Origin of the sequence: Halomonas sp. NyZ770, assembly GCF_020616575.1 — a bacterium.
GTDB lineage: Bacteria > Pseudomonadota > Gammaproteobacteria > Pseudomonadales > Halomonadaceae > Vreelandella > Vreelandella hamiltonii.
This window is the reverse complement of the sequence record NZ_CP085143.1, coordinates 3,607,822-3,634,107: the sequence shown is the minus strand read 5'-3', so window position 1 is coordinate 3,634,107 and position 26,286 is coordinate 3,607,822. Positions and strand designations below refer to the sequence as shown.

The window sequence follows — 26,286 nt, the reverse complement described above, 5'->3', positions numbered from 1 at the left end:
CTGCTTTATTGGCAGGTAGCCGGTGACGAAACGCAAGACATAAGCAGACTCGATAGAGCCTGCTTAAACGGAGGTATCAAGCTGAATTTTGCGGCCTTCGCGCAGTGATCGCTCTGCTGCATCGGCTAACCGCAATGCTTCCAGGCCATCCTGAGCGCCTGCGAGAGGGGCGCGTTTTTCACGCCAGGCATCGACAAAGTCATCAATTTCGAGTCGATAAGCCTCTGCATAGCGCTCCAGAAAGAACCACTTGGGTTTCTCTTCTACTTGTCCTGCCTCGCCGGTAAATCGTAGCCGGGTATTGCTCTCGTTTTGGGCTTGCAGCATGCCTTTGCTGCCGAAGGCTTCAATGCGCTGATCGTAGCCATAGCTGGCACGTCGTGAGTTGCTGATTTGGCAAAGCTTTCCGCTGGCCGTGGTGAGGGTCACCATGGCGGTATCCACGTCTCCTGCTTCACCAATCGCTGGATCAATGAGGCTACTGCCGACGGCAAAGAGACTTTCGATGGGTTCATCCAGTAGCCAGCGCGCCATGTCTAGATCGTGGATCATCATGTCTCTGAAAAGGCCGCCGGACTCAGCCACATACTCGGCAGGTGGAGGAGAAGGATCTCGGCTAATGATCGTCAAGGTTTCCAGAGAGCCGACATGCCCCCCAGCGATAGCTTTTTTAAGTTCAGAAAACTGGGGGTCGTGGCGGCGATTAAACCCCAGTGCACACGTCACCGGGTGTTCACTGAGGACCTGCAGGGCGTCACGGGTACGTGCCAAGTCCAGGGCAATGGGCTTTTCGCATAGCACTGCCTTGCCTGCGCGAGCAGCACGCTCCAGATATTCTGCGTGGGTAGGCGTGCTGGAAGCAATCAACACGGCATCAATGGTGGGGTCGGCGAAAACCTCCTCCACAGTAGCCGCACGGCTGGCGTACTGCTCGGCCAAAGCGTGTGCGGCAGGCTGATGAAAATCAGCGACAGCGGCCAGCGTAACATGTGGATGTGAATGAATGGCTTGGGCATGCACTTTGCCGATGCGTCCCGCGCCGATGAGTGCGAGTTTCATAAGCTCTCCTGTCTTGTTGTTAGTCTTGCCATATTTGAGTGGTCATGGCTTACGTTTTGCGCTTGAGCCCCGTGTCTGAGCTTTTCCTGATGCTTTGTCGCGAGCCTTGTCTTGCCGCACCCCCAGACCAATTGCCAGTGCTTGGGTCAGGCAGAGTGAAGCTGTTAAACCGCGAAAACTTTTTACCTCGGCCTCATTCACGATAAAGACCACATCGGCGAAGTGGGTGAGGGGACTCAGTAGTGAGTCGGTGATGACAACAATGGGAATACCACGCTGTTGGGCGTCTACACAGGCTTGTTGGCTCTCCTCTGCATAGGGAGAAAAGCTGATGGTCAATAGAGCGTCTTGTTGACCCATGGCGCGCAACTGCTCGCCGTACATGCCGCCAAGACCACTGACCAGTAACGCTGGCTTATCGACGTGAGCCAGGGCGTAGGTCATGTAGCTGGCGACCACAAAGCTGCGTCGTGCGCCCATGACGTGAATGGCATGGGCTTGCTCAAAAATATCCAGTGCCTTCTCCAGGCTTTCTGGGTCAATACGACTGGGAAGCTGTTCCAAAACAGTACGGTTGGCATCCGCAAATTCCCATAGCAGTTGGGTGCTATCTGGCGTCTCACCGGTGGCACTGCGCACTGCCCGAATGCGCTCTGTGTAGTTTGGTAGCTCGTCAACCAGGCGACTGCGAAATAGCTGCTGCATCTCGGAAAAGCCTTTAAAACCAAGGCTATTAGCTAGGCGAATCAGGGTGGACGGGGTGACATCCGCCTGCTCGGCAATTTTAGCGACGGTGGCCAGGGCTACTTCTTGCGGATGGTCGAGCATGAAGCGTGCTGTTTGCTGAAGCCGTTTGCTCAATGTGGCGTATTCAGCAGTGATCAGCGTCTCTAGCTCGCGGTAGCTTTGTGGCGGCTGCGGCATACGAATTCCTTGGCATCAATAGGTGCACCACTCGTCCTGGAGGCCACCAGGCTTATGAAGCAATGAGCATGGGGGCGAAGAAAAGTGGTGAATTGCTATGCAGTCTAGTTGTTTGGAATAAATATTCCATTTATACCAAAGTATAGAATAAATAATTTGATATTTTTTGTTTTTAGAATCTATATTTCATAGCGCCAGCAGCACCTCCATGCTGCATTACCAATAAATAATGATAAAACGAAGAGGAATTTACCTATGGCACGTCTTACCCGCTGGCTTCTCGCCCCTATCGCTGCCACGACGCTAGTGACAGGTCCCGCACAAGCACAAGAACCGGCAAAAGAAAGCCGCTTTGTCATGGTGACCCATGGTGTTCCCTCGGATCCTTTCTGGTCGGTTGTCAAAAACGGTGCTGAAGCCGCCGCCGAGTTAGTGGGCGCACGCCTGGAGTACCGGGCTCCTTCAACGTTTGATATGGCGATGATGCAACAGCTTGTGCAGGCTGCAGTAGCATCCAACCCGGATGGACTGATTCTTTCTTTCACTGATGAAAATGCGCTGGGCAGTGTTGTGCAAAGCGCGGTTGATAATGGCATCCCAGTGATCACCATTAATTCTGGTGGCGATGTAGCACGCGATTATGGTGCTCGATTGCATGTGGGGCAGAGCGAGTACGAAGCGGGTAGGCAGGCCGCCGAACGGATGCAGGAAATGGGTGTTGAGAAAGGCGTCTGCGTTAACCATGAGCAAGGCAATCAGGGGCTTGACCAACGATGTGATGGTTTTGTTGATGGCTTTAATGGCAACGCAGAGCAATTGGCGACCACCTATGATCCCACTGCTATCCGCAATGCCATTGTGGCGTATTTGAATCAGAACAGTGACGTACGCGGTATTTTAACGCTGGGTGCGTTGACGGCAGATCCCTTGATTCGCGCCATGCGTGAGCAAGGCGCCTCCGACATGTTCACTCTAGGAACGTTTGATCTGTCTCCGGGTATCCTGGAAGCCCTCGCCGCGGGTGAGCTGGATTTTGCGATCGACCAACAGCAATACATGCAGGGTTACCTGCCAGTGATGTTCCTGGATCAGTTCGTCAAGAACGGCCTGTTACCCGCAGGAGACGTTGCGACGGGCCCGGGGTTTGTCACTCCAGAAAACGCCGAGCAAGTCATTGAACTGAGCAGTCAGGGCATTCGCTGAAAGCTGACGAAACTGAAAAGGCTGGGTAGTTCCAAGCCCTGCCAGGCCCCAGGAGTCGATCGCCATGAATACCAATGAAGTGCAACAGTCGACTGCACCAGCAGTGGTTGTACAAGATGAGCGCATCCAGAAAGTGTCTTTTTGGAAAAAAGCATTAACTCGCCCCGAGCTGGGGGCGCTAGCCGGTGCCGTGTTGGTGCTCTCTTTCTTTATCGTCGCTTCCAGCGGCACGGGTATGTTTACCCCGCAAGGCATCATCAACTTTCTCGAAGTCGCTGCCCAGCTTGGCATTATCGCCACGGCGGCCGCACTGCTTATGATTGGTGGTGAGTTCGACTTGTCGATTGGCTCGATGATCGGCCTGGCGGGCATTCTTATTGCCATTCCGGCCGTCGAGTATGGTTGGCCACTTTGGGCCGCTATCTTACTGGCCTTTTCATGCGCAGCTCTTGTGGGCTGGATTAACGGTAATCTGGTGAACCGTACTGGACTCCCCTCTTTCATCGTGACATTGGGCTTTCTATTCATCTTGCGTGGCTTGGCGATTGGTATCAGCCGCTTGCTAACCGGGCGTACGCAGGTCGGGGGTGTTCAAGCACATATCCCCGGTGACTGGTTTGCGGCGCTGTTTTCGGGCGAGGTAGCGACAGGCTTGTTCAGTTGGATGGCAGCCAATGGCTGGATGGCGACCAACTTTGCGGGTAATCCTGTCGTTTCAGGCATTCCGGTCTCTATCGTCTGGTGGTTGGGGTTAACAGCCTTGGCGACGTGGGTACTGCTCTGCACGCCTTACGGTAACTGGATATTTGCCAGCGGTGGTGATGCTAACGCTGCGCGTAACTCGGGTGTGCCAGTGCATCGCGTCAAAATCTCGCTATTCATGTTCACAGCCTTCTCCGCCACCATTTTTGCCTGTATTCAAGTCATGGATACCGGATCGGCAGACACCATTCGCGGCATGCTGAAAGAGCTCGAAGCGATTATTGCGGTGGTGATTGGCGGCGCCTTGCTGACCGGAGGCTATGGGTCTGCCATTGGTGCAGCGCTTGGGGCGCTCATCTTCGGCATGGTGCAAATGGGTATCTTCTATACGGGTGTGAACACCGACTGGTTCCAGGTTTTCTTGGGCGTGATGTTGCTGGTGGCGGTGCTATTCAACAATTACATGCGCAAAAAGGCGATGGAGGCCAAATAACATGACCACTCGTACGCCAATGATTGAAATGCGCAGTGTCAGCAAGCACTTCGGCAGCGTGATTGCCTTGAGTGATATCTCGATGCAGGTCTATTCCGGCGAAGTGATGTGTCTGCTGGGTGACAACGGCGCAGGTAAGTCAACGCTGATCAAAACCCTTTCTGGGGTGCACCAGCCCACCCATGGTGAAATGCTTCTGGATGGCAAGCCCGCCCGTTTCAAGTCCCCGGCTTATGCCCTGGATGCTGGTATCGCGACGGTGTTTCAGGATCTGGCCATGGTGCCGTTGATGTCGATCACCCGTAACTTTTTTATGGGCCGCGAGCCGACGGTGGGCTGGGGGCCTTTAAAGCGGATTGACTGGAAATATGCCGATCGAGTTGCCAAACAGGAGATGGCGAAAATCGGCATTGACGTGCGTGACCCAAGTCAGCCGGTGGGCACGCTTTCTGGTGGTGAGCGCCAGTGCGTGGCCATTGCCCGTGCCGTCTACTTTGGTGCCAAGGTGCTGATTCTGGATGAGCCAACCTCCGCGCTTGGGGTCAAGCAGGCCTCCGTAGTACTGCGTTACATCGCCAAAGCCCGCGCTGATGGCCTTGCGGTTATCTTCATCACTCACAATGTCCACCACGCTTACCCCGTGGCGGATGCCTTCACCCTATTGTCACGCGGCGGCAGTTTGGGTTCCTTCCGCAAAGAAGAGGTCACCCGCGAAGAAGTGCTCAACATGATGGCGGGTGGTGCTGAGCTTGAAAGCCTGGATGCGGAGCTTGCGGAATTCCAGCGGGACGATAAAGCCAAAAAGGCCAGCTTAGCCGAACAAGACACCCAGCCTGCGGATGAAACAAGCAGCGCTGAACCCTCTTCACCGCGAACGGCGAGCGGCTATTAAGGAGCCATGATGAATCAACCTACCCCATCATCCCCGTTCACGCTGGCCGTTTGCGCTGAAATGGTGTTTCGCGATTTACCCGTGTTGGAACGAATTAAGCGTATTTCTGATTTGGGTTTTCAAGTCGAAATCTGGGACTGGACTAAGCACGACATTGACGCACTGGCCAATAGCGGGGCGACATTTTCATCCATGACCGGCTATGTCACCGGCTCCCTGGCGGATGCAGCCGGGGCAGATGAACTGCTGCGCACCGCCGCTGAGTCGATTGAGGTAGCCAAGCGCCTTGGCATTCCGCGACTAAACCTGCATGGCACGGGGTTGGATGACGAAGGTCTTCCCGTGAAACCCTGCCAACAGATGACCGGTGCTATGTGGCTTAAAGCCCGCGACACCCTCAATCGGTTGGCGGATCTTGGCGAGCAGCACGGCGTCACCTTTGTGCTTGAAAACCTTAATACCCAAGTTGACCACCCCGGCGTGCCATTTGCGCGCTTGGAAGATGTTCTAGCGCTGGTGGAAAGTCTTGATCGGCCCAGCTTGCGTATTATGTTGGACGTTTATCACGCCCAAATTGGTGAAGGTAATTTAATCGAATTGATTCGCCGCTGTGGGCCTTACATTGGTGAGGTGCAGGTAGCTGATGTGCCGGGGCGCTGCGAACCGGGAACTGGCGAGATTAACTATCCGGCCATTGCCAAAGCCCTGAACGACATAGGTTATCGCGGCACCGTAGGACTGGAAGGTTGGGCCTCTGGCGACGACGACCTCGCGCTCGATCGATTCCGTGCTGCTTTCTCACTTTAAGCAGCGGTTGATCAGCCTTATCGCTTGCCACCCAAGACGCTTGTATGCCCAGTGCCATCTTGTGACTAGTACCACGAATTTGTGACGTGGGGAGATATTTATGCTGAATAACAATAGTCAACACCGACCGCTTGACCTGATTTGTCTGGGGCGCGTGGCGGTTGACCTCTACGCTGAGCAAATTGGCAGCCGCTTAGAAGATGTCGCCAGTTTTGCTAAATACCTCGGTGGAAGCTCAGGCAATGTGGCTTACGGCACCGCGCGCCTGGGGTTGAAGTCGGCCATGCTTTCGCGGGTCGGCAATGAGCAGATGGGCAACTTCGTTCGCGAAGAGCTGGAACGTGCGGGGGTAGATACCACTGCGCTACAGACTGATCCAGAGCGCCATACCGGACTGGTATTACTGGCGTTAAAAGACCGTGAGAGCTTTCCGCTGCTGTTCTACCGCCGCGACTGCGCCGATATGGCGATCGATGCTGATGCCATCGACCCTGCGTTTATTGCCCGGGCCAAGGCGCTGGCCATTACCGGCACGCATCTTTCCACCGATACCGCTCGTCGAGCTTGTCGCAAGGCGCTGGACGCCGCTGCCCATTATGGCGTGAAACGGGTGCTGGATATCGACTATCGGCCCGTGCTGTGGGGGCTGACCAATCCCGGTGATGGTGAAACCCGCTTTATTGCCGATGATAAAGTGACTATTGGCTTGCAGCGCTGGCTACCTGATTTCGACCTGATTGTAGGCACCGAAGAGGAGTTTCACATTGCTGGCGGCAGCACGGACACCTTGGCGGCCCTGCGTGCGGTGCGCGACGTTAGCGAAGCCATCTTAGTATGTAAGCTCGGGCCCATGGGCTGCGTGGTGTTTGAAGGTGCCATTCCTGAGCGTATCGAAGACGGTATTGTAGTCAAGGGCGTGCAGGTCGAGGTACTCAATGTATTGGGCGCTGGTGATGCCTTTATGAGCGGGTTATTGAGAGGTTGGTTGCGCGGTGAGCCTTGGCAAACAAGCGCCAGTTACGCCAACGCTTGCGGTGCCCTGGTGGTTTCCCGCCATGGTTGCGCTCCTGCGATGCCTACCGAAGACGAGTTATTTGATTACCTTGCTCGACGTGATGACGTTCCACGGCCAGATATCGATCAACGCCTGAATCATGTGCATCGGGTCACTACCCGCGTACCTGATCAGTGGCCCGAAGTATTGGGGCTGGCATTTGACCACCGTCGCCAGCTCACCGATATGGCCCGTGAAGAGCACGCCGACAGCGCACGCTTGTCTGAACTTAAAAAACTCCTGGTCACCGCTGCAGAAGAGGGGGCCAAGCTGGGAGGCGTTACCACCCCCGCGATTCTGGTAGACGATGTGTTGGGTCAAGACGCACTCAATCAAGCCAGTGGAAAAGGCTGGTGGATTGGGCGCCCAGTGGAGCTTCCGGGCTCACGCCCGCTGCGCTTTCAGCATGGCGATGATTTGGGCTCTTGCCTGCGCAATTGGCCTAAAGAACAGATCATTAAATGCCTGGTGTTTTACCACCCCGATGATGAAATATCGCTGCGCCTGGAGCAGGAAGAACGGCTACGCCAGCTCTATCAGGCGGCCTGTGCGTATGGGTTGGAGTTGCTGATTGAGGTCATCCCCCCCGCCCATATGCCCAATGATGATAAGACGTTACCACGAAGCCTGCAGCGGCTTTACAACCTGAACATTCGTCCTGACTGGTGGAAGTTGCCTGCCATGTCAGATGTCGCCTGGCAGGCAGTGAGCGAGACCATCGAGCGTGAGGATGCCTATTGTCGGGGCGTCGTATTGCTCGGGCTCGATGCACCCATGAGCGATATGAAACGCGGCTTTGAAGCAGCTGCGAGTCATGCCTGCTGCAAAGGATTTACCGTTGGCCGCACGCTCTTTGCCAGTGCCAGTCGCGATTGGCTGGCGGAGCGTATCGACGATGCTGCTTTAATCGCGCGGGTGGCCAACAACTATGCCGAGTTAATACAGGCGTGGCGCCAGTTAAGGCAGACTCAGCCGCTATCTCTGGCCCACACGGAGGAGGCGTCATGAGCACCATTCGACTCACCATGGCCCAGGCGTTGGTCAAGTACCTGGCTGCGCAGCATATAGAGGTGGATGGCCAGGAAGTGGCACTGTTTGAAGGCGTATTCGCGATTTTTGGGCATGGCAATGTGGCGGGGTTAGGCGAAGCGCTTTACCACGTGCAAGACACCTTGCCGACCTTCCGTGCCCATAACGAGCAGACCATGGCTCACGCGGCGATTGCCTTTGCCAAGGCCAATGGCCGCCAGCGCTTAATGGCGGCGACCAGCTCGATTGGTCCTGGGGCGACCAATATGGTTACCGCCGCGGCGCTCGCCCATGCCAATCGACTGCCAATTCTTCTGCTGCCGGGGGATACCTTTGCCACCCGCGAACCTGATCCGGTACTCCAGCAGGTGGAGCATTTCGGCGACCCTACCATTAGCGTCAACGATTGTTTTCGCCCGGTATCGCGCTACTTCGACCGCATCAATCGCCCCGAGCAACTGCTGACCAGTTTGCCCCAGGCGATGGCCACGCTGCTGGATCCCGAGCACTGCGGCCCCGCGACGCTGGCATTGCCCCAGGATGTGCAAACCTTTGCCTACGATTATCCAGAAGCCTTTTTTGCCCCCAGGGTGCATCGTATTCGACGCCCTTCGCCGGATGCTTATGAGCTACGTCAGGCCGTGGCTGCACTCAAGCAAGCCAAACGCCCGTTGATCATTGCCGGTGGCGGCGTGCATTACGCTGCTGCCTGCGATGCCCTGGCCGAGTTTGCCAAAGCACGGGGCATCCCGGTGGCTGAAACCCAGGCGGGCAAAGGGGCGCTGGCGGATAGCCACTCCTGCGCGGTGGGGGCCATAGGCGTGACCGGCAGCTCAGCCGCTAACCAATTGGCAGAGCAGGCGGATGTCATTTTGGCGGTGGGTACGAGGTTGCAGGACTTCACTACCGGTTCCAGGGCGCTATTTGAAAGCAGCGATAAAACATTGATAGCCCTCAACGTTGGCCGCTTCGACAGCGTCAAGCATCAAGCGCTGCCACTCACCTGCGATGCCTTGGTCGGGCTGGGTCAACTCGACGCGGCGCTGGGTGAATGGCGCGGCGGCGATGAATGGCGCGATCAGACCGGCACGCTCAAGCGCGAGTGGGCCGAAATCGTGCGCAACGTGACCGCCGACCAAGGACTGGCGCTGCCCACCGATGCCCAGGTGATCGGCGCCGTCAATCGCCAGGCAGGCAACGATACCACCGTAGTTTGCGCCGCCGGTGGCTTGCCCGGCGAGCTGCATAAGCTATGGCAATGCTCCGGCCCCGGCAGCTATCACGTGGAGTACGGCTTCTCCTGCATGGGCTATGAAATTGCGGGCGGACTGGGCGTCAAGATGGCTAAGCCCGAGCGGGAAGTGGTGGTGATGGTCGGCGACGGCAGCTACCTGATGCACAACTCAGAGCTGGCAACCTCGGTGATGCTGGGCCACAAGCTGATTGTGGTGGTGTTGGATAACCGTGGCTACGGCTGTATCAACCGCTTACAGCAGGCTACCGGCGGGGCGGGTTTCAACAACCTGCTGCAGGATTGCCTCACTGTCGAGGCCGGCGCTCCCAGAACCGATTTTGCCGCCCATGCCAAAGCGTTGGGCTGTGAGTCTGAATCGGTAAGCGGCATTGCGAAGCTGGAGCAGGCGTTGGTGCGCGCTCGCAGCGCCACCTCGACTTATGTGATTGCGCTGGACACCGACCCGTTACCCAGCACCCAGGAGGGCGGCGCCTGGTGGGAAGTGGCCGTGCCCGAGGTTTCCGAGCGAGAAGCGGTCAATAAAGCCTATCAAGGGTACCGCGAAGCCAAGCAGCGCCAGGCCCGTTAGCTCTCGCCCTCAACAAAAACATAATCACAAGGAATACGCTATGCCCACGGTTACTTTAGGCATCAACCCGCTCACCTGGACCAACGACGACTTACCCAGCTTGGGGGGCGCAACACCGCTGGAAACCTGCTTGCAAGAGGGCCGCGAAGCAGGCTTTAGCGGCTTTGAATTAGGTAACAAGTTTCCCCGCACGCCCGATGCCTTGAGTCAGGCGCTTAGCGCCCACGACCTGGCGCTTGTGTCGGGCTGGTACTCCGCACGTCTGCTGGAGCGCACGCCTGAAGAAGAGATTGACGCTATTCAAGACCATATGAACCTGCTCAAACAGTGCGGCGCCAAGGTGATGGTGCTGTGTGAAGTCACCCACTGTATACACGGCGATCAGCAGCGTCCGCTCTCCCAACGTCCGCATTTGGCCGAGGACGAATGGCAGCGACTGCTGAGTGGTTTAGAGGTGGTGGGCGACTACCTGAAATCCCAGGGCATTCAGTTGGTGTATCACCACCACCTAGGCACGGTGATCGAAAGCCAGACCGACGTTGAGCGCTTAATGGACAACACTGGCGAAGGCGTGGGGCTGCTGCTCGATTTTGGTCATTTGCGCGGTGCCGGTGGTGACCCGCTCGCCATCGCCAAACGCTACAGCCAGCGCATTCACCATGTGCATTGCAAAGACCTGCGTTTCCCGGTTCTGGACGCAGTGCGCAATCGCGACAAAAGCTTTTTAAATGGCGTGTTAGACGGCCTGTTTACAGTGCCGAGGGATGGCAATGTGGACTTCCTACCCACTTTGACCCACCTATGCGAACAGGGTTACCAGGGGTGGTTAGTGGTCGAGGCCGAACAAGACCCGGAAGTTGCCCATCCGCTGACTTACGCCCGCCTGGGGTATCGCAACCTGTGCCAACTGGCCGAGCAGGCAGGCTTCGACGTTGTTAACGCCACCCATTAATTAGGAGCCTTTATGCAAACGTTACCCCACTATCTAAATGGTCAGCTCTTTGCCGGACAGAGCCAGCGTACTTCGCCGGTCTATAATCCGGCCACCGGTGAACAGAGTGCCTTGGTGGCGCTGGCATCTGCCGATGAAACCCGCGAAGCCGTACGCATCGCCGACGAGGCGTTCGTTGCTTGGTCAAAAACCTCGCCGCTAAAGCGCGCACGTATTTTGTTCAAGTTCAAAGCGCTGGTCGAGGAGCACACCGATGAGCTGGCCCGGCTGATTTCCAGCGAGCACGGCAAGGTGTTTTCCGATGCCAAGGGTGAAGTGACCCGTGGCCTGGAAGTGGTCGAATTTGCTTGTGGCATCCCCCACCTGCAAAAAGGCGAGCACTCCATGAACGTCGGCACCGGCGTGGATAGCTACTCGATGATGCAGCCGTTGGGCGTGTGTACAGGTATCTCGCCGTTCAACTTTCCCGCCATGGTGCCCATGTGGATGTTCCCCATTGCGCTGGCTTGCGGCAACACCTTCGTCATGAAACCTTCGGAAAAAGATCCCTCTACGCCGCTGCGCTTGGCCGAGCTGTTGAAAGACGCGGGCCTGCCGGATGGCGTCTTCAATATCGTCAATGGCGATAAAGAAGCAGTGAACGTGCTGCTCACCGACGAGCGTGTTCAGGCGGTCAGCTTTGTGGGCTCCACGCCCATTGCCGAGTATATCTATGCTACCGCATCAGCCCATGGCAAACGCGTTCAGGCCCTGGGCGGGGCTAAAAATCACATGGTGATTATGCCAGACGCGGATCTCGATCAAGCCGTGGGTGCCCTGATGGGCGCGGCCTATGGCTCGGCAGGCGAGCGCTGCATGGCGATTTCGGTGGCGGTACCAGTGGGCGAAGAGACCGCCAACCGCCTGCGCGAAAAGCTGGTGGCCGAACTGGATAAGCTGACGGTTGGCCCGGGGCTTGTCGATGGCCCAGATAACGATATGGGGCCGCTGATCACCCGCGAGCACCGCGACAAAGTGGCGAGTTATATCCAAACCGGCGTGGATGAAGGCGCAGAGCTGGTGGTGGACGGCCGCCAGACAACCATAGAGGGTGCGGGCGATGGCTACTTCATTGGCGGCACTCTGTTCGATCATGTAACGCCCAAAATGCGTATTCACTCGGAGGAGATCTTTGGCCCGGTGCTGGCGATTGCCCGCGTGGCCAGCTTCGACGACGCGGTCAGCATGATCAACGCCCACGAGTACGGCAATGGCACGGCGATCTTTACCCGCGATGGTGATGCAGCGCGCCAATACTGCGAACAGATTCAGGTCGGTATGGTCGGCGTTAACGTACCGATCCCGGTACCCATGGCGTTCCATAGCTTCGGCGGCTGGAAGCGCTCGCTGTTTGGCCCGCTGCATATGCACGGCCCGGACGGTGTGCGTTTCTACACCCGTATGAAGACCATCACCCAGCGCTGGCCCAGCGGCATTCGTGAAGAGACCAACCACTTCACCATGCCGACCATGTAAGCAGGCTACGGGGCACGACACTATTCAACGCCGGGCTCAGCCCGGCGTGATTTTTTTAAAACAGGGATAATCACAATGAAAACCCTCAAAGTTGGCCTAATTGGCACCGGTTTTATGGGCAAAGCCCACGCCATCGCCTTTAATGCGGCGCCCAGCGTTTTTGAACTACCCGCCAAGCCCGTTTGTGAACTGTTGGCGGATGTCGACCTCGCCACTGCAGAGAGCCGCGCACGCGCCTGGGGATTTGCCCGCGCCACCGACGATTGGCGCGCTTTGGTAGAAGATAGTGAGGTTGACGTGGTGGATATCTGCGCGCCCAATTTCCTGCATAAAGAGATGGCGCTGGCCGCGATTGCTGCTGGTAAGCATGTTTACGCCGAAAAACCGCTGGCGCTGAGCACGGCCGATGCTGACGAGATGGTCGCTGCCGCTGAAAAGGCGGGTGTCAAAACCCTGGTGGGCTTTAACTATATTCGCAATTCCGCCACCCAACTGGCTCGCCAGATGGTCGCCAGCGGTGAAATCGGTGAGCTGATTCACTTTCGTGGACGGCACAACGAGGATTACCTGCTTGATCCGGAAAAGCCCCATGACTGGCATACACAGCGTGCGATGGCAGGTGCCGGGGCGTTGGGCGATCTAGGGTCGCATATTCTCAATATGGCTGAATTTTTAACAGGGCAGCGTATTACCGAAGTATGTGGCCAACTACAGACCGTCATCGCAATGCGGCCAAAGGCCGACGGTAGTGGCTTGGCTGCCGTGGAAAATGATGATCAGGCCCAAGCAATGTTGCGTTTTAATCGAGGACTGATCGGCAACATTGAGACGTCACGGGTGGCTGCAGGGCGTAAAATGGGGTTGGCTTATACGCTAACGGGCACCAAGGGCGCTATCGTGTTTGATCAAGAGCGCATGAGTGAGTTACAGCTGTATCGTCATAGTGGGCTCCCGGGGCGACGCGGTTTTACAACATTGCTTGCAGGTCCCGAGCATCCTGATTATGCGGCGTTCAGCCCAGCGCCGGGTCATAGCTTGGGCTATAACGATCAGAAAATCATTGAGGTGCGTGACCTGGTAGAAGGCATTATCAATCATCGCCCGTTGTATCCTGATTTTCGCGCAGCCGCCCGAGTGAATCGGCTGATCGATGCCATTGAAGCTTCCGATCAACAGGGCCAATGGATTTCAGTATAGAAACTGATTGATAAGACATAATAAAGTCTTCAAGCGACTGCCTCTTGGACAAATGCGCTGGCGATGAAGTCTAGCCTCATCGCCAATGATCAACATTGCATGATCACAAAATGATCAGCGTCGCGAGCCCCAGAAACGAGAGGAATCCCACTACATCCGTCACGGTGGTCAGGATGACCGCGCCAGACAGCGCCGGGTCGATCTGCAGGCGCTTCAGCACCAGCGGGATCAGTACGCCCGAGAGGTTGGCGAGGCTCATGTTGATGAAGATGGCGAGGGTAATGCCCAGCGTGATCAGGGTCTCGGCTTATCAACACCTCCCATTACTCTTTAACGCCATCGCATTACACAACCACACAAATTTCATTTTCAATATTACATATAAGATAAAACTTACATTGAAGTAGCGTATTTCCTACAAGCTTTATCGTCTTTCTCTTACATACATTACATTCCCATTGGATGAAGATCAGATAGAAACAACAACTCTCCAACAATAACAACCTTACTTGCGATCTCCGTGACAGCAAATGCGCTGACTTTTTTCAGCACTGATACCAGCACGCACGAGCTCACATCATCCGATGTACAAGCCGCAGTGAGGAAACATCATGAAAGCCGATAAAAGCGTCATACCGATAGGCAAGTACCGCATTCACGTAAGCAATGAACGTTTGGTGAAGCAATGCAACGCCGTTTTGCGGCATGATCAACGAGCGGCCCCATTTCCTGACAGAGAAGAGGGCCACTCATGCTTGTTCACCGTCAGCGCGTGGCTGCACTCAAGTCGCTGTCGCCTTCGTAGGTCAGATTGGTTTCCCAGCTATCACTGCTGACGGCAATGGCGGCGTGAATGCCTGCGCTATCACCTGCCTTGAAGGCCTTGTAAATCGCTTTGTGGTCTTTCAAGGCAGTTTCAGGGAGAGAACGCATGGATGTTTCCAATGCTGCTTCGATCAGTTGCAGCAGCGTTTCTCCCACTCGAATCGTCATGGGATTATGGGTGCTGTGCAAGATGGCGCGATGAAAGGCAATGTCGTGTCGTGACGTTTGCTCGCCTGTCCGGATGGCTTCTTCCATGGCGTCGATACTGGCCTGAATGCGCTGATGATCCTCTGGCGTGGCGCGTTCCATGGCTTGCAGGGTATACGCGGGTTCAAACATCAGACGAAACTCCAGCACATCCCGGGTCATACCGCGTGCCAGGATCATGCCAAACGCCATGGGGTCCACCAAGGGGGCACCTGGCTCTCGTCGGATCACGGTACCTTGACCTCGCTTGACTTCGACAATGCCGATGGCCTGCAGCATCTTGATCGCTTCGCGAACGCTCGACTTTCCAATACCCAGGCTTTGAGTGAGCTCCGTTTCTGAAGGGAGGTAATCTCCCGGTTTGAGGTCGCCACGTATCAAAGCGCTTTTGATGCGCTCGAGCAGCTGCAGTGCGACGGAGCTGCGCTCCATCGAATCACCGAATGACATCGGATTCGCAGGGTGGGTTTCAGGCTGGCGTTTCAAACTCATTTGGGCCTCGCGTGGCTCATCGGTATTCGTTGCATTCTATCAATGACTCAAGCCTAGCGGCTTGGAACACTTTACTTCATATGTTTAAAAGAAATATGAATATATTATTTTGATCTTTTGGCGATCTTGCTTATTCTTTCCTGCAAGGCCTAGCATGATATCAGACATCTGATGTCTGGTGTTTTGGATGGCCAGGCACTTCGAGGCGAGAATTTGCATGACGAAAAAGCACATCGTGGTAATGACCACTGGCGGCACGATAGCCAGCAAGCCCAGCGAGTCGGGCCGCAGCCAATCAGGTGCATTGAGTGGTGAGAAGTTGCTTGAGCAAGTAACGCTGCCTCAAGGGGTCGATGTCACCCTGGAGGTGATCTCGCTGCTGCAAAAACCGAGCAATGCCATCACGTTGATGGACGTGGCCGAACTCTACCGTCACGGAAGAGAGGTGCTGGAAAGGGACGATGTCGATGGCCTGGTGATCACGCACGGGACCGATACGCTAGAAGAGACGGCTTATTTTCTCTCGCTCACGCTGCCCAAGAACAAACCCTGTGTGATGACGGGCTCCCAACGTGCGCCGCATCAGCTAGGGACGGATGCCTTCAAGAACATTTGTGACGCCATCGTGTCGGCAACCCATGCGCCCCTCAGCCAGTGGGGCTGTGTCGTGGTGTTCAACGAATCACTCTTTTCCGCGCGCTATGCGCGCAAGGTCAATAGCTTTCAGCTCAATGGCTTTGAGTCGCCTGGAGCAGGCCCGATAGGTTATATCGATGGGCCACGAGTGAAGCTTTATGGCGCTGCCCTGGAAGGGGCATTGCCGGTGACGGGATGGGACTGGCCGTTGCCCAGAGTGGATCTGCTGCCTGCCTACCTGGACGCTTCCCCTGCCTTACTACAAGCCTGTGTAGCAAGCGGCGCCAAGGCCATCGTGATCGATGGGCTTGGCAGAGGGCATGTACCTCCGAGCTGGATGGTGCCCATCAAAGAGCTGGTCAGCGCAGGAGTGCCCGTCGCGATCGTGAGCGGCTGTGCGCAAGGCCCGGTAAACACCAGCTATGAATTCAGCGGCAGCCTGGCTGACTTGGCATCGGCAGGGGTGCTGACGCTCAACGATATCAGCGCACGCAAGGCGCGACTGGCTCTCGCCTTGCTGCTGAGTAATTCCCCTCGGGACGCACTGAGGGGTGCGATGGAACGCCTCATGTCCTGAGCACACCGCTTATCGTGCTCAGGTCTCAGAAGATAAAAACATAAATCACCATAACTCAAACAAGGTGCTGGACATGAAACGAATGCTGACAAAAGCCACTCTCTCTGCTGCCATCGCCGTTGCCTCTATGGGGGCGGCCCAACTCCATGCTGCAGATTACACGTTCAGCTTTGCCCACGTGCTGATCGAAGACACGCCCAACGGGCAAGCCGCGCTGCGTTTCAAGGAAGAGGTAGAAGAGAAATCGGACGGCCGGATTCAAATCAACGTGTTACCTGCGGCTCAAGTGGGTGGCGATGTTGAAATCATCGAGCAGGTACAAATGGGGCTGGTCGATATCGGTATTCCCCCGACCGCGACGCTGGGCAATTTCGAGCCGCGTATGCAGATTCTCGATTTGCCGTTTCTGATTGCCGATTACGACACGATGGTCGAGGTGCTGGACGGTGAAGTCGGTCGCGAAATCCTCGATACCCTGAATGGCCATAACATGGTCGGTATCAACTTCTGGGGCGCTGGTTTCCGCCATATTTCGAATAATGACCGCCCGATCGAAACGCCTGAGGATATGGCCAACATCCGCATGCGCACCATGCAAGCACCGATCATCATTTCCACCTATCAGAACCTGGGTGCCAATGCGACGGCCATGGCATTCACGGAAGTCTATAACGGCTTGCAGCAGGGGGTGGTGTCCGGTCAGGAAAACCCATTGGCCAATATCTACACCATGCGTTTCCATGAAGTGCAGGATTATCTCTCGCTCACCAATCACGCTTACCACGCTTACGCCGCGGTCATCAATCAGGACTCCTGGAACTCGCTGCCAGAGGACCTGCAGGCGGTGATGCTGGAAGCCTTCGATAATGGTCGCGACACTTCTCGTGAATTGACCCTTCAAGATGAGGAAACCATTCTGGAAGCGATCAAAGACGAGATCGCCATCAACGAACTCACCTCCGAACAGCGTCAAGCCTTTATCGCTGCCAGCATGCCAGTGCATGAAGAGTACGAGAATGTCGTGACTACCGAGCTGCTGCACAAGGTTTATGACGCGGTAGGGATCGACTACTAAGGCAGGGTTTCATCAAGAAAACCGTTCTCCTCTTACCCATCGAGGGTGTGGATATCTCATGTTCGAAGCGCTCAATAAATGTCTTGATCGCTTGGAAAGTGTGGCGATGGTCGTTTTCATGTCGATTGCGACCGTCCTCACCACCGTCCAGGTGGTTTATCGCTATGGCTTTAGCGGCTCGCTGTTTTGGGCTGAAGAAGTCGTTATTTATTCCATCATTTGTATGAGCTTTGTGGGTGCCAGTATGGGGGTGCGACATGGCACCCATATTTCGGTGGATGTACTGAATGCGATCGCTACGCCTGCCATCAACCGTTGGCTGCACTTGATCGCCGCGCTGATCGGCATCGTGTTCGCGGGGTTCATGACCTATTACGGCTTTGTTCTCTACTTCAATACGCTTGGTCGTGGCCAGTTGACGGCAGCGCTGCGCCTGCCAATGGCATGGTTCTATCTGCCAATCGCGATTTCCGGTGTGCTGCTGATCCTGCGCTATTCATGGGTCATTAATGAAGTGTGGAATAAGCCTCCGGTAAGCCTCTCCGAAGAGCTTGTGGCTGAGTCGGATAAGCTCGTTTAAATATGGGAGAGTCATCATGATTACTGCGCTATTGCCAATCTTTTTTGCCGTTTTATTGTTGGGGCTACCGATATTTGCCTCCCTCGCATTAGCGGTTTTCCTCGCGATTGAGTTTTTTGGTACCACGAACCCGGTCATCGTGCCAATGCGCATGTTCACTGGCATGAACAACTTCTCGCTGATGGCGATTCCGTTTTTTATTCTGGCGGCGGAGTTGATGCGGATAGGAGGGCTTTCAGATCGCCTGATCAATCTGGCCAAAGCGCTGGTGGGGTGGGTGCCCGGTGGGTTGGCGGCCGCCACGGTGCTGTCATGCCTCTTCTTTGGAGCCATTTCGGGTTCGAGCCCCGCCACGGTGGTAGCCATCGGCTCGATCATGTTCCCCGCACTGGTCGCTGCTGGCTACGATAAACGCTTTGCGATTGGCTTGATTGCCACTGCTGGCACACTAGGGCCCATCGTGCCGCCGAGTATTGCGCTGATCATTTATGGTTCTGTCACGGGAACCTCCGTAGGACGCCTGTTTGCGGCTGGCCTGTTACCTGCCATTGTCATTGCTTCTATCTTGATTGCCTACTGCATCGTTTACAGCAGCTTCAAGGGCTATGAGCGTTCCCCCTTTCCTACATTGAAAGAAATAGCGCTGGCTTTTAAATCGGCGGCTTGGGGCCTTGGTTTGCCGATCATTCTGCTGGGCGGTATTTACAGTGGCATCTTTACGCCCACGGAATCGGCTGCCGTCGCCTGCGTATACGGCCTGCTGGTGGGTATGGTGGTGTATCGCACCATCAATCTCAAAGAGCTGTTAGGGACGTTGAGAAGTTCAGGATTGATTTCTGCCACGCTGTTGCTGATCACGGCAGGTGCTTCGGCCTTCTCTTGGCTGCTGGCCATTACCGGTACACCCAGCCAATTGGCAGGACAGGTATTGTCGTGGACAGATGATCCCTTCCAGGTCATGGCGCTGTTCAACGTCGTGATGATCATCGCCGGCTTTTTCCTCGATAGCGCCTCGGCCATCATCGTGCTTTCGCCGTTGCTGCAGCCCATCGCCGCCCAGGTGGGGGTTGACCCTGTTCACTTCGGCATCATCACGCTGATCAACTTTTCGGTGGGCATGATTACCCCGCCCGTCGGGCTGAACCTGTTCGTCGCGATGGCAATATCCAAAATGTCGCTTCAGGAGGTGTTCAGGGCGTGCTTGCCACTGATCGGCCTGATGCTGATCGCACTGATCATCATCACCTACGTGCCGTGGCTAAGTACGTGGCTACCCTCACTCATCTATTAAGTAACCGCTGAATGCGTTCATCGACAAGGACAACGAATCATGAGCAAAACGATCGAACAAGCCGTTGCAGAGCAGGGCCTGACGTTACCGGCGATTCCAACGCCACGCGGCCTCTTCTTGCCCTGGTCTCGGCTGAATAATCAGGTGTTTCTGGCAGGCCAGATTTGTGAGCGCGATGGCGAAGTACTCTATCCTGGCAAGGTGGGGGGCGAGTTCGACCTCGAAACCGGCAAGCTGGCCGCTCAGGCGTGTGCTTTAAACCTCCTGGCGGAATTGAGCGATGCCGTTGATGGCGATTTTTCCCGCGTGGTGCGCTGCGTGCGCATGAATGGCTTCGTCAACGTGGCGCCGGGTTTCCACGACGTGCCGCTGGTCATCAATGGCGCATCAGAGCTGTTTGTCGCGCTGTTCGGCGAGGCAGGCCGCCATGCCCGCACCGCCATCGGGGTGGCGACGCTGCCCGGCAATGCTGCGGTGGAAGTCGAAGCGATCTTTGAAGTGCGCTAAGTACCCCCTCGGAGGAGAACGCATGCAGGATTCAGTGATTTTTTTACCGTTACGTGAGCAGCGCGCGCGCCTGCGGGCTGGCACTCTCACCGCCACCGAGCTGGCCGAGGCTGCGATAGCGGCTTACCACCAGCGTGGCCAGCACGACCATGCCTATCTTACCTGGAACGGAGAGCAGGCACTGGCGATGGCAAAGGCGGCCGATGCCGTGCTGGCACAGGGGGGCGATGCGGGGGCGCTCATGGGGATGGCGGTATCGATCAAGGATATCTACGCCGTGAAAGGGCTGCCGACGTATGCAGGCTCGGCCCAGCAACTTCCCAAGCGCTGGGAGCATTCAGGCCCGGTGGTAAGTGCGTTGCTGAAGCAGCTGCCTTCCGTCATGGGTAAAACCCATACCGTCGAGTTTGCTTTTGGCGGGCTGGGCACCAACGCTCATTGGGGAGCCCCTCGCAACCCCTGGGACGCGATGGCTCACCGCACGCCCGGCGGCTCCAGTTCCGGGGCGGGGGTGTCGCTGGTGGGAGGCACCGCCAGCCTTGCATTCGGTACGGATACCGCAGGCTCTGTACGTATCCCTGCTGCCATGACCGGCGTCGTTGGGCTGAAGACCACTGCCGGGCGCTGGTCCACGGAGCAGATCGTACCGCTCTCCAGCACGCTGGATACCCCAGGGCTACTGGCGCGCCGAGTGGATGATATCGCTTTTGCGTTCGATGCCCTCGACCCGGTCCTGAGTGGCAGCGATAGCGGTGTTCCAGCGACCCCCTGTCTTGCGGGCCTGACCTTTGGCGTGCCGGAAACGTTTTTCTGGGACGACTGCAGCCCCGGTATTGCGGAAACGGTGCGCGCTGCAATCAAGCGATTGGAAGCTGCCGGTGCTCGGATCGTGACGCTGGAGCTGCCCGGTATCGATGAGGCGTATGAATTGTTCAAGCTGGGCGGGGTGGCAGCTGCGGAGCTGGCAGCGTTCCTGAAGAGTGAGTTGCCCGAGATGATCGACTCCCTCGACCCCAATGTCGCGGCCCGGGTGGCGGCAGCCGATACGATGCCTGCCTGGGAGTATGTGCGTCGTCGCACGATACTGGATTCGCTCTATCAATCTGCCGCTGCGCGTATGGCGGATGTCGATGCGGTGCTGACCCCCACCGTGGCGATTACCCCGCCCATCCTGGAGAGTCTTCAGCCCGAAGGCGCATACCCCAAGGCCAATATGCACGCCTTGCGCAATACGGTCATTGCCAACTTTATGGGGCTCTGTGCCTTGACGCTGCCGGTAGGAAAAGACGCCGAAGGCATGCCGGTGGGCCTGCAAGTGCTGGCCGGGCCATGGCAGGACGCGAAACTGCTGGCCATCGGGCAGGCCATTGAAAACGAGCTGGGCACAGGTCTGGACATTCTTGGCCAGCCGCCCGCAGTGTGACGGCCGGAGCTAAGTGCTCCCGCCTATCTGCAGCGTGAACCCCACATCGTGTTGACGGCGGTAGACGTTTTTACCGCTTAGCCTGCGGATCAGCTCTTTGGCGGCCAGCCGCCCCATCTCTTCTCTGGGCGATAGAATGGTGGTGAGCGGTGGGGTCACGTGTTGGCCAAGGGGCAGGCCGTTGAAGCCGGCAATGGCGATGTCGCCCGGCACATCGAGCCCCTGGCGCTGCGCAGCCAGCAGCGCACCGGCGGCCAGGTCGTCGTTGGCGAAATGGATGGCCTGGGTGCGCGGGTAATGCGCCAGTACCTGGGCCAGGCTATCTGCCCCCGCTTGCAGGCTGCCCAGCGTGTCCAGCTCCACCAGCGAGGCGTCCAGGCCGTGGGCCGTCAACACCGCCTTGTGCCCTTCGTAGCGCATGCCCGCTCGGTAATCCTGAGACAAGCGTGCGCCGACATAGACAATATGGCGATAGCCTCTGTCGATCAGGTGGGTAGCCATGCAGCGCCCCGCCGCCACGTGGTCCAGCCCGACGTTCAAGTCCATGCCCTTGCCCAGCTCCATCACCTCCATGATGGGATGATCCCAGTTGTTCAGCAGGGTCTGGCAGGCGTGGTTATGGCGCAGCCCTGCGGTGATCAGGGCCGAGCATGACCAGCCCAGAAAAGTGCGCACTAACTGATATTCGCGGTCCAGGTCATAGTCGGTGTTGCCCAGCAGTATCTGATACCCCTCGGCCTCCAGAGTCTCTTGCAGCCCCTTGATCACTTCCACGAACACGGTGTTGATCAGGGAAGGCACGATGACGGCGATCAGCCTGGAGCGTGAGGAAGCGAGGCTGCCCGCCACCAGGTTGGGCACATAGCCCAACTGTTCCACGGCATCGAGCACGCGCTCTCGGGTCTGGTCGCTGACTTTCTCGGGCGTGTTCAGCGCCCGTGATGCGGTGATCGGCGAAACACTGGCCAATTCAGCCACCTGGCTGAGGGTGATCTGGTCCGTGCGGCGGCGTGCTCTCGCTGGGCTGGAAGCATCTTTAGACATTGGTCGCACGTCCCTATCGTTCAGCTTGTGATGAGAGAAAGAATAATCTAAAACGAATGTTAGCGCTATCATGACAGCGCTAACATATGCCGCCGTGAGCATGCCCTTGCGAACACGGCGCGTGTTACTCAGAACGATGCTGCAGTCAGAACAACCTTTAAAATAACAACAGTGAGGTAGCCGCCGGTGAGTCACGATACACAGCAATCCCCGTCAGTCGGTGTGATCGGGTTAGGTGCCATGGGAATGGGCACCGCTACGGCGCTGCTGGAGCGCGGCTTCAAGGTCATCGGGTGCGATATTTCAGCGGCTGCCCGCGAAGCCTTCATCGCGGCCGGTGGCCACAGCGTGGCCACGCCGCAAGCACTGTCGGGGTGCGAGGTGGTGCTGGTCATCGTGGTCAATGGCCAGCAGGTGGAAGACGTGCTGTTTGGCGAGCAGGGCGTAGTGCCCCACCTTGCGCCCGGGAGTGTGATCGTGCAGTGCGCCACGGTAGCGCCCAGCCAGGCCAGGCAACTGGGTGAGCGCCTGGCCGCAGCGGGCATGGCGATGCTGGATGCCCCTATCAGTGGCGGTGCCGCCAAGGCCAGAAGCGGTGATTTATCAGTGATGGCCTCCGGCCAGCCGGACGTGTTCAAGAAGGCCCAGCTGATACTGGATGCCATGGCCGCCAAAGTGTATCGCCTGGGCGACGCGCCTGGGGTGGGTTCCAGCATGAAGCTGGTCAATCAGCTGCTGGCCGGGGTGCATATCGCCACTGCCGCCGAAGCCATGGCGCTGGGCATCCGCATGGGCCTCGACCCCGAGGTGATCTATGAGGTGATCACCCACTCGGCGGGCAACTCCTGGATGTTCGAGAACCGCGTACCGCACATCTTGAGCGGCGACTACACGCCGCTGTCTGCCGTCGATATCTTCGTCAAGGACCTCAATATCGTCCACCAGACGGGCCGTGAGCTGTCACTGGCCACGCCGGTGGCCGCCAGCGCATTGCAGCAATTTACCGCGGCCAGCGGCGCAGGCTTCGGGCGCGAAGATGACTCGGCGGTGATCAAGGTCTATCAACGCCTGTCAGGCATCGCCTTGCCAGACGCCGCCAACGATGCCGAGGGGGCAGCGTCATGAACCACCCACGGGTCGTGCTGGGCGCCATCGCCGACGACTTCACTGGCGCCACCGATTTGGCCAATAACCTGGTGCGCGGCGGCATGCGCTGCCTGCAGGTGATCGGCGTGCCGCAAGAAGCGGTGGACCTTCGTGACATCGATGCGGTTGTGGTCGCGCTCAAGTCGCGCTCCTGCCCGGTGGAAGAGGCCGTGGCCGACTCCCTGGCCGCCCTCGATTGGCTGCGCGACCAGGGTGCTCGCCAGCTGTTCTTCAAGTACTGCTCCACCTTCGACTCCACCGACGAGGGCAACATCGGCCCCGTGGCCGATGCCCTGCTGGAGGCATTGGGCGCCGCTCAAACCGTGATGGTGCCGGCCTTTCCGGTCAATGGCCGCACGGTGTACCAGGGGCACCTGTTCGTCGGCGACCGTTTGCTCAACGACAGCGGCATGCAGCACCACCCGCTCACCCCCATGAAGGATGCCGATCTGGTCCGCGTGCTCTCCCGCCAAACACCTCACGCCGTGCGGCTGACCAGCCGTCAGGTGCTGGCAAAGGGCGCTGAGTCAACCCGCTCTCATCTGTCGACGCTCGCCGAGCAAGGCGTACGCCATGTGATCTGCGACACCCTGGATGAGCAGGATTTGGACGTGCTGGCCGAAGCCACCGTCTCGATGGCGCTGGTCACCGGCGGCTCCGGCCTGGGCCAGGCGCTGCCCGCGCAGTACCGAGCCCAGGGCTGGCTGGAGACGATCCCCGAACCGGGGCGTTTAGCGCCTGCGGCGGGCGGGGCGCTGGTACTGTCGGGTAGCTGCTCACGGGCCACGCTGGCGCAAGTGGCGGATTTCATTGCCAAGCATCCCGACGGCGGTTTCGCGCTTGACCCGCTGGCGCTGGTAGAGGGCGAGCAGCAACGCCAGCAGGCGCTTGCGTTTGCGCGGCAACGGCTATCCGACAACGCGCCGGTCTTGATTTACGCCTCCGCCGATCCAGAAAAAGTGAAAAACGCGCAAGCCTCGCTCGGCGTGGAGCGAGCAGGGCACCTTGTTGAAGAGGCATTAGGCCAGTTGGCGGTAACGCTGGTGCAGGAAGGTGTGGGCCGGTTATTGGTAGCGGGCGGCGAAACCTCCGGTGCCGTGGTCTCCGCGTTAGGCGTGACGACCCTGCGCATCGGTGAGCAGATCGACCCCGGCGTGCCTTGGACTCAAGCCTCGCTGCCAGGCCGCGAGGCGCCGCTCTCGCTGGCGCTGAAGTCCGGCAACTTTGGCGGCGTGGACTTCTTCACCCGGGCCCTCGAGGTGCTGGCATGAGCACGCCCCTTTGCCACCGACATCAGAACGCCCTGCGCGAGCAGATCAGCACGCTCGGTAAATCCTTGTTCGACCGCGGCCTGACCATGGGCTCCAGCGGCAACATCAGCGTGCGGCTGGACGATGGCGGCTGGCTGATGACCCCCACCAACGCCTGTCTGGGGCGGCTGGACCCGGCACGTATCTCGCACCTGGACCCGCAGGGCCAGCTGCTCAGCGGCGATGCGCCCACCAAGGAGCAGTTCCTGCACATGGCCATGTACGACGAGCGCCCGCAGTCTGGCGCCATCGTGCACCTGCACTCCACCCACTCGGTGGCGGTGTCGTGCCTGCCGGGAGTAGACCCCTGCGACTGTATTCCACCGCTCACCGCCTACTACGTGATGCGGGTGGGCAAGCTGCCGCTGGTGCCTTATCACATCCCGGGCGACCCCCAGTTGGGCGAGGCGGTACGGGGCCTGGCAGGCAAGCACAGCGCGGTGCTGCTGGCCAACCACGGCCCAGTGGTGGCGGGCAAGACCCTCGAAGCGGCGGTGTATGCCACCGAAGAGCTGGAAGAGACCGCCAAGCTGTACCTGCTGCTGCGAGGCGAGAACCCGCGCGGGCTGACCCCAGAGCAGGTCGCCGAGCTGGAAGCGCGCTTTCCCAGGGATTAATGACCCACTTGAACCCCTTTCACCAGGTACTGGATAACAACAAGAGCACGCCATGATTCGATTAGCCGCCAACCTCAGCATGCTGTTCAACGAACACGCCTTTCTCGACCGCTTTGCTGCTGCCGCCGAGTCGGGTTTCAAAGGGGTCGAGTATCTATTCCCCTATGCGTTTGCCGCGCGTGATGTGCAGCACGCGCTCAAGGATGCCCAGTTGGAGCAGGTGCTGTTCAATATGCCGCCGGGCGATTGGGACGCCGGTGAGCGCGGCCTGGCCAGCCTGCCGGGCCGGGAAGCCGAGTTTCGCGATTCGGTCACGGCGGCGCTGAGCTACGCCGAGGCGCTCGGCTGCCCGCGGGTTCATGCCATGGCGGGGCTGTTACCGGACAACGCCGATGCCGCGACCCAGGCAGAGCACCACGCCACGTATATCCGCAATCTGCGTTTTGCGGCGAACGAGGCGGCCAAAGTGGGCCGCGACATTCTCATCGAGCCGATCAATACGCGTGACATGCCGGGCTTTTTTCTCTCCCGCCAGGCCCAGGCCATGGCGGTACTGGAAGAGGTCGGTGCCAAGAATCTCAAGCTGCAGTTCGACCTTTACCACTGCCAAATCATGGAAGGCGACCTGATTCGCCATCTCGAACGCCAGTTCAGCGCCATTGGCCATGTCCAGATTGCCGGGGTGCCTGATCGTCACGAGCCCAATGTGGGCGAGGTGCACTACCCCGCCATTTTCGAACGCTTGAGCGCGCTGGGGTATCGCGGCTGGGTTGGCTGTGAATACCGCCCACAAGCCGCCACCCGAGCGGGGCTGTGGTGGGGAGCACCCTGGGGGTTGACCCCACGCTGAGCACCACGCTGAGCCCCCCAGCCACCAACAATAACAACGCCATATCAGGAATCACA

The 26,286-nt window shown here is 57.9% G+C and carries 23 protein-coding genes and 1 pseudogene; 19 read left to right on the top strand and 5 right to left on the bottom strand.

Translation table 11 applies throughout. The features are described from left to right. Positions 1-63 precede the first annotated feature (63 nt). Both iolG and LG409_RS16755 read right to left on the bottom strand, forming a co-directional pair. On the bottom strand, positions 64-1,059 hold the full coding sequence (gene iolG, locus LG409_RS16760) for an inositol 2-dehydrogenase (protein WP_227407204.1): 996 nt from the start codon (positions 1,057-1,059) through the stop codon (positions 64-66). A 42-nt stretch (positions 1,060-1,101) separates the two neighbouring features. Next, positions 1,102-1,983, bottom strand: coding sequence for a MurR/RpiR family transcriptional regulator (locus tag LG409_RS16755; protein WP_227407203.1), 882 nt, complete (start codon positions 1,981-1,983; stop codon positions 1,102-1,104). Positions 1,984-2,238: 255 nt separating this feature from the next. Between LG409_RS16755 and LG409_RS16750 the strand changes: the two genes are divergently transcribed. From LG409_RS16750 to LG409_RS16710, 9 genes are all read left to right on the top strand, one after another. Then, the gene (locus LG409_RS16750; RefSeq protein WP_227407202.1) at positions 2,239-3,186 is read left to right on the top strand and encodes a sugar ABC transporter substrate-binding protein; all 948 of its coding nucleotides are present in this window, start codon (positions 2,239-2,241) and stop codon (positions 3,184-3,186) included. 64 nt (positions 3,187-3,250) lie between these two features. After that, positions 3,251-4,381 carry an ABC transporter permease gene (locus tag LG409_RS16745; protein ID WP_227407201.1) on the top strand — a complete coding sequence of 377 codons (1,131 nt, stop codon included), beginning with the start codon at positions 3,251-3,253 and terminating at the stop codon, positions 4,379-4,381. A gap of 1 nt (position 4,382) precedes the next feature. After that, entirely contained in the window at positions 4,383-5,273 is an 891-nt protein-coding gene (locus tag LG409_RS16740) for an ATP-binding cassette domain-containing protein (protein ID WP_227407200.1), read from the top strand. 9 nt (positions 5,274-5,282) lie between these two features. After that, on the top strand, positions 5,283-6,080 hold the full coding sequence (locus LG409_RS16735; RefSeq protein ID WP_227407199.1) for a TIM barrel protein: 798 nt from the start codon (positions 5,283-5,285) through the stop codon (positions 6,078-6,080). A gap of 100 nt (positions 6,081-6,180) precedes the next feature. Continuing rightward, entirely contained in the window at positions 6,181-8,142 is a 1,962-nt protein-coding gene (locus tag LG409_RS16730) for a bifunctional 5-dehydro-2-deoxygluconokinase/5-dehydro-2-deoxyphosphogluconate aldolase (RefSeq protein WP_227407198.1), read from the top strand. Beyond that, positions 8,139-9,986 (top strand): 3D-(3,5/4)-trihydroxycyclohexane-1,2-dione acylhydrolase (decyclizing), encoded by a 1,848-nt coding sequence (gene iolD / locus LG409_RS16725; protein WP_227407197.1) that lies wholly within the window; start codon positions 8,139-8,141, stop codon positions 9,984-9,986. Before LG409_RS16730 ends, iolD begins: the two co-directional genes overlap by 4 nt. Before the next feature lie 40 nt (positions 9,987-10,026). Beyond that, the gene (gene iolE / locus LG409_RS16720; RefSeq protein ID WP_227407196.1) at positions 10,027-10,938 is read left to right on the top strand and encodes a myo-inosose-2 dehydratase; all 912 of its coding nucleotides are present in this window, start codon (positions 10,027-10,029) and stop codon (positions 10,936-10,938) included. 12 nt (positions 10,939-10,950) lie between these two features. Continuing rightward, positions 10,951-12,453, top strand: a complete 1,503-nt coding sequence (locus tag LG409_RS16715; protein WP_227407195.1) for a CoA-acylating methylmalonate-semialdehyde dehydrogenase — start codon at positions 10,951-10,953, stop codon at positions 12,451-12,453. A 75-nt stretch (positions 12,454-12,528) separates the two neighbouring features. Beyond that, positions 12,529-13,650: a Gfo/Idh/MocA family protein gene (locus tag LG409_RS16710; RefSeq protein WP_227407194.1), complete on the top strand. Its 1,122-nt coding sequence runs from the start codon at positions 12,529-12,531 to the stop codon at positions 13,648-13,650. A 103-nt stretch (positions 13,651-13,753) separates the two neighbouring features. On the opposite strand, the pseudogene LG409_RS16705 reads toward LG409_RS16710, so the two are convergent. Both LG409_RS16705 and LG409_RS16700 read right to left on the bottom strand, forming a co-directional pair. Continuing rightward, positions 13,754-13,954: pseudogene (locus LG409_RS16705) on the bottom strand (magnesium transporter); the annotation flags it as partial. A gap of 461 nt (positions 13,955-14,415) precedes the next feature. Next, a complete protein-coding gene (locus LG409_RS16700; RefSeq protein WP_227407193.1) occupies positions 14,416-15,174 on the bottom strand; it encodes a FadR/GntR family transcriptional regulator in 759 nt (252 codons plus the stop codon). Positions 15,175-15,391: 217 nt separating this feature from the next. Between LG409_RS16700 and LG409_RS16695 the strand changes: the two genes are divergently transcribed. From LG409_RS16695 to LG409_RS16670, 6 genes are all read left to right on the top strand, one after another. Beyond that, positions 15,392-16,387 carry an asparaginase gene (locus LG409_RS16695; RefSeq protein ID WP_227407192.1) on the top strand — a complete coding sequence of 332 codons (996 nt, stop codon included), beginning with the start codon at positions 15,392-15,394 and terminating at the stop codon, positions 16,385-16,387. A gap of 73 nt (positions 16,388-16,460) precedes the next feature. After that, entirely contained in the window at positions 16,461-17,462 is a 1,002-nt protein-coding gene (locus tag LG409_RS16690) for a TRAP transporter substrate-binding protein (RefSeq protein ID WP_039175051.1), read from the top strand. Positions 17,463-17,520: 58 nt separating this feature from the next. Continuing rightward, positions 17,521-18,042, top strand: coding sequence for a TRAP transporter small permease (locus tag LG409_RS16685; RefSeq protein ID WP_096921965.1), 522 nt, complete (start codon positions 17,521-17,523; stop codon positions 18,040-18,042). A gap of 16 nt (positions 18,043-18,058) precedes the next feature. Next, a complete protein-coding gene (locus LG409_RS16680; RefSeq protein ID WP_039175054.1) occupies positions 18,059-19,333 on the top strand; it encodes a TRAP transporter large permease in 1,275 nt (424 codons plus the stop codon). A gap of 39 nt (positions 19,334-19,372) precedes the next feature. Beyond that, the gene (locus tag LG409_RS16675; RefSeq protein ID WP_039175056.1) at positions 19,373-19,840 is read left to right on the top strand and encodes a RidA family protein; all 468 of its coding nucleotides are present in this window, start codon (positions 19,373-19,375) and stop codon (positions 19,838-19,840) included. A gap of 22 nt (positions 19,841-19,862) precedes the next feature. Next, on the top strand, positions 19,863-21,263 hold the full coding sequence (locus LG409_RS16670; protein ID WP_227407191.1) for an amidase: 1,401 nt from the start codon (positions 19,863-19,865) through the stop codon (positions 21,261-21,263). A 9-nt stretch (positions 21,264-21,272) separates the two neighbouring features. Here the strand turns inward: LG409_RS16670 and LG409_RS16665 are convergent, their stop codons facing one another. Next, a complete protein-coding gene (locus LG409_RS16665; protein ID WP_227407190.1) occupies positions 21,273-22,307 on the bottom strand; it encodes a LacI family DNA-binding transcriptional regulator in 1,035 nt (344 codons plus the stop codon). Positions 22,308-22,493: 186 nt separating this feature from the next. On the opposite strand from LG409_RS16665, the gene ltnD reads away from it, so the two are divergent. The 4 genes from ltnD to otnI are packed head-to-tail and all read left to right on the top strand — an operon-like array spanning position 22,494 to position 26,230. Continuing rightward, positions 22,494-23,432, top strand: coding sequence for an L-threonate dehydrogenase (gene ltnD / locus LG409_RS16660; RefSeq protein ID WP_039175060.1), 939 nt, complete (start codon positions 22,494-22,496; stop codon positions 23,430-23,432). After that, the gene (otnK, locus tag LG409_RS16655) at positions 23,429-24,724 is read left to right on the top strand and encodes a 3-oxo-tetronate kinase (protein ID WP_144980898.1); all 1,296 of its coding nucleotides are present in this window, start codon (positions 23,429-23,431) and stop codon (positions 24,722-24,724) included. Before ltnD ends, otnK begins: the two co-directional genes overlap by 4 nt. Further along, the gene (otnC, locus tag LG409_RS16650) at positions 24,721-25,380 is read left to right on the top strand and encodes a 3-oxo-tetronate 4-phosphate decarboxylase (protein ID WP_144980895.1); all 660 of its coding nucleotides are present in this window, start codon (positions 24,721-24,723) and stop codon (positions 25,378-25,380) included. The genes otnK and otnC overlap by 4 nt, the downstream gene beginning before the upstream one ends. 52 nt (positions 25,381-25,432) lie before the next feature. Then, positions 25,433-26,230, top strand: coding sequence for a 2-oxo-tetronate isomerase (otnI, locus tag LG409_RS16645; RefSeq protein ID WP_096921969.1), 798 nt, complete (start codon positions 25,433-25,435; stop codon positions 26,228-26,230). Positions 26,231-26,286: the final 56 nt, after the last annotated feature.